The sequence below is a fragment of the Streptomyces sp. OfavH-34-F genome, assembly GCF_022347745.1.
GTDB lineage: Bacteria > Actinomycetota > Actinomycetes > Streptomycetales > Streptomycetaceae > Streptomyces.
This window is the reverse complement of record NZ_JAKRGC010000496.1, coordinates 1-3020: the sequence shown is the minus strand read 5'-3', so window position 1 is coordinate 3020 and position 3020 is coordinate 1. Positions and strand designations below refer to the sequence as shown.

Annotated in this window: 3 protein-coding genes and 1 pseudogene; 3 read left to right on the top strand and 1 reads right to left on the bottom strand. The window is 73.4% G+C overall.

The genetic code is table 11. The features are described 5' to 3' along the window. Positions 1-269: pseudogene (locus MHW47_RS33910) on the top strand (SWF or SNF family helicase); the annotation flags it as partial. A gap of 225 nt (positions 270-494) precedes the next feature. Continuing rightward, complete coding sequence (locus tag MHW47_RS33905) at positions 495-1085, top strand: N-acetylmuramoyl-L-alanine amidase (RefSeq protein ID WP_239227685.1); 591 nt, start codon at positions 495-497, stop codon at positions 1083-1085. 24 nt (positions 1086-1109) lie between these two features. On the opposite strand, the gene MHW47_RS33900 is transcribed toward MHW47_RS33905, so the two are convergent. Then, complete coding sequence (locus tag MHW47_RS33900; RefSeq protein WP_239227684.1) at positions 1110-1670, bottom strand: helix-turn-helix domain-containing protein; 561 nt, start codon at positions 1668-1670, stop codon at positions 1110-1112. Positions 1671-1813: 143 nt separating this feature from the next. On the opposite strand from MHW47_RS33900, the gene MHW47_RS33895 reads away from it, so the two are divergent. Further along, positions 1814-3020: benzoate/H(+) symporter BenE family transporter (locus MHW47_RS33895; protein WP_239227683.1), on the top strand; the 1207-nt coding region annotated here is incomplete at its 3' end.

The following is a 3020-nucleotide window of genomic DNA, read 5'->3' as shown; positions in this document are numbered from 1 at the left end:
CGCTGGCCGTGCTGGACGAGGACCGGACGCCGGAGGGCGCGGAGCTGGCCCGGGCCCGGGCGCGGCTGGCGCAGGCGTGGGAGGAGGACGAGGCGCCGCGGCTGCGTGCCGAGCGCAACCGCTGGACCTCGGCGGACGGGGGCCTCCAGCTCCGGTACGGGCCGGACGGGCGCTGGTACCCGTACCGGAAGGAGAACGGTCAGTGGTTCCCGGCAGGGCCGTCCGACGACGATCCGGCGGCTGCCTGGGCGGAGGCGCGGGGCGACTGAACGCGCCCGCGACACGCGCTGACACGCCGTCAACGTCCTTTATATGGGCAGGATTTGGATATCCTGCCGTCTTCCGCGTCGTGCGCGGCACCCGTACGGTGGGGCCGCACACGACCCGGCCGTACATCGGACAGCGCGTCACGGTCACCGGACGGGCCGCCGGTCGCCGCGCCCGGGCCCCCACCCTCCGTAACCCCCATTCCACCTCCCCCCACAGGAGTACGCATGGAACGCAGACGAATTCTCCAGGGCGCCGCGGTGGCGGCGGCGGGCGCGCTGCTGCCCGCCTCCGTCCGGGCCGCCGCCGCGACGACGGGCGCCACGGACTATCCGGCGGCGCACTGGGTACCGGCGTCGACGTCCAACTACACGGCCTCCTCGCGCCCCTCGGCGTACCCCGTCGACTACGTCGTCATCCATGTCACCCAGGAGACGTTCTCCGAGACGATCTCCATCTTCCAGAACCCGGCGAAGAAGGTGTCGGCGCACTACGTGGTGCGTTCGGGCGACGGGTACATCGACCAGTGCGTGCGGGAGAAGGACATCGCCTGGCACGCGGGCAACTGGGACTACAACACGCGCAGCATCGGCATCGAGCACGAGGGGTGGGTGGACCAGCCGGCCTACTTCACCACTCCCCTGTACGAGAAGTCGGCGCTGCTCACCGCGTCGATCTGCGACCGCTACGGCATCCCCAAGGACCGGGCGCACATCCTGGGCCACGCGGAGGTGCCGGGCGCCGACCACACCGACCCGGGCCCCCACTGGGACTGGGTCCGCTACATCCGGCTGGTCAACCTGCTCAGCACCGGCTGAGCACCGCTCGTGGGAGGCGGGCGGTCAGCCGCCTTCCGCCTCCCCCGCGACCGGGCAGCGCACGAAGAGGACGCCCTGCACATCGCCGTGCGGCGCGCTGTAGACGTGGGGCGTGTCGGCCCGCCACCCGGCGGACGCACCTGGCCGGACGGTGCGCAGGTCGCCCGGCCGCCCGACGACGGCGGTGCCCGCCAGGACCATCAGGCTCTCCGACGTGCCCGGCACATGGGCGTCCGACTCCTGGACGGCCCCGGCGCGGATGGTCACGCGGAACACGTCGGTGACCGCCTCCCCGTCCTCGTACCGTTCCAGCAGCACGGCGGTGACCGCGCTGCCCGAGACCTCCGCGCCGTACCGCGCGGGTCCGCCGCCCGGCGGCGGGTCGCTCAGCACCGCGCTGAGGGGGCGGCCGAGGGCGGTCGTGAGGGCGTACAGCGTCTCCAGGGTGGGGTTGCGGCGGCCGCTCTCCAGCTCGGAGAGGGTGCCCTTGCCGACGCCGGAGCGTCTGGCCAGCTCGGAGAGGGACACGTCCGCGTCCTGCCGCAGGGCCCGCAGCCTGCGCCCCACGTCCTCGTTCAGCCCCATCGCCGTACCGCTCGCTTTCCTGGTTGACGGGCACCGGTCCGCGTCCCTAGTGTTCCACAAACAGAACGTTCCGTATACGGAACAGCTTGTGGTGCGCCGGGCCGCAGACCCCGCACCGCCCGGCATCCGAAAGTGGCTCACCCATGTCCGTGTTGCCCCGCATCCGTGCGGCCGCTCCGCCCTCCGCCGTCGCGGCGGGGCTCATCGCCGTGCTGGTGGGCGTCACCAGCTCGGCGGCGCTGGTGTTCACCGCGGCGAAGGCCGCCGGGGCCGACGCGCGCGAGATCTCCTCCTGGATGCTGGCGCTCGGCGTGGGCCTCGCCTGCACCTGCGCCGGCCTGTCGCTGCGCCACCGGGCCCCGGTGGTGACCGCCTGGTCCACCCCCGGCGCGGCGCTCCTGACGACCGGTCTGGTCGGGGTGTCCATGCCTCAGGCGGTGGGCGCCTTCATCTTCTCGGGACTGCTCATCCTGGTGAGCGGTGTGACGGGGTGGTTCGCGCGGCTGATGAACCGCATCCCCGTGCCCCTGGCCGCCGCGCTGCTGGCCGGGGTGCTGCTGCGGTTCTGCACCGGCCTGTTCGGCACCATGGAGCACAGCTTCGCGGTGGCCTTCCCGATGTTCGCCGTGTACCTGCTGGGACGCCGGCTGCTGCCGCGGTACGCGGTACTGCTGGCGCTGGTCGCCGGGGTGGTGGCCACCCTGTTCACCGGGGGCTGGCGGACCGGCGGCCTCCACCTCTCCCTGGCCACCCCCGTCTTCACGGCCCCCGAGTTCGACTGGAGGGTCCTGGTCAGCGTCGGCGCGCCGCTGTTCGTCGTCACGATGGCCTCGCAGAACCTCCCCGGCGTCGCCGTGCTGCGCGCCTCCGGCTACCAGGTGCCGGTGTCCGGGCTGATGACGTGGACCGGCGCGGCCAACACGCTGCTGGCGCCCTTCGGCGCGTTCGGGCTCAACCTGGCCGCCATCACGGCGGCGATCTGCACGGGCGAGGAGGCCCACCCCGACCGGAGCAAACGCTATCTCGCCGCCGTGTGGGCCGGCTTCTTCTACCTGTGCGTGGGCCTGCTCGGCGCGACCGTGGCCTCGCTGCTCACCGCCATGCCGCACGAACTCGTGATGGCCGTCGCGGGCATCGGACTGCTCGCGACGATCGAGTCCTCGCTCGCCACGGCCCTCGCCGACAAGGAGTCCCGCGAGGCGGCCGTGGTCACCTTCCTGGCCACCGCCTCGGGCATGACCCTGCTGGGGATCGGCTCGGCCTTCTGGGGTCTGCTGGCCGGGCTCGCCACGAGTGCCGCCGCCTCGCTCGCGCGCCCGCGCCGCCCCGCCCCCCCCGCCCCCCCCCCCC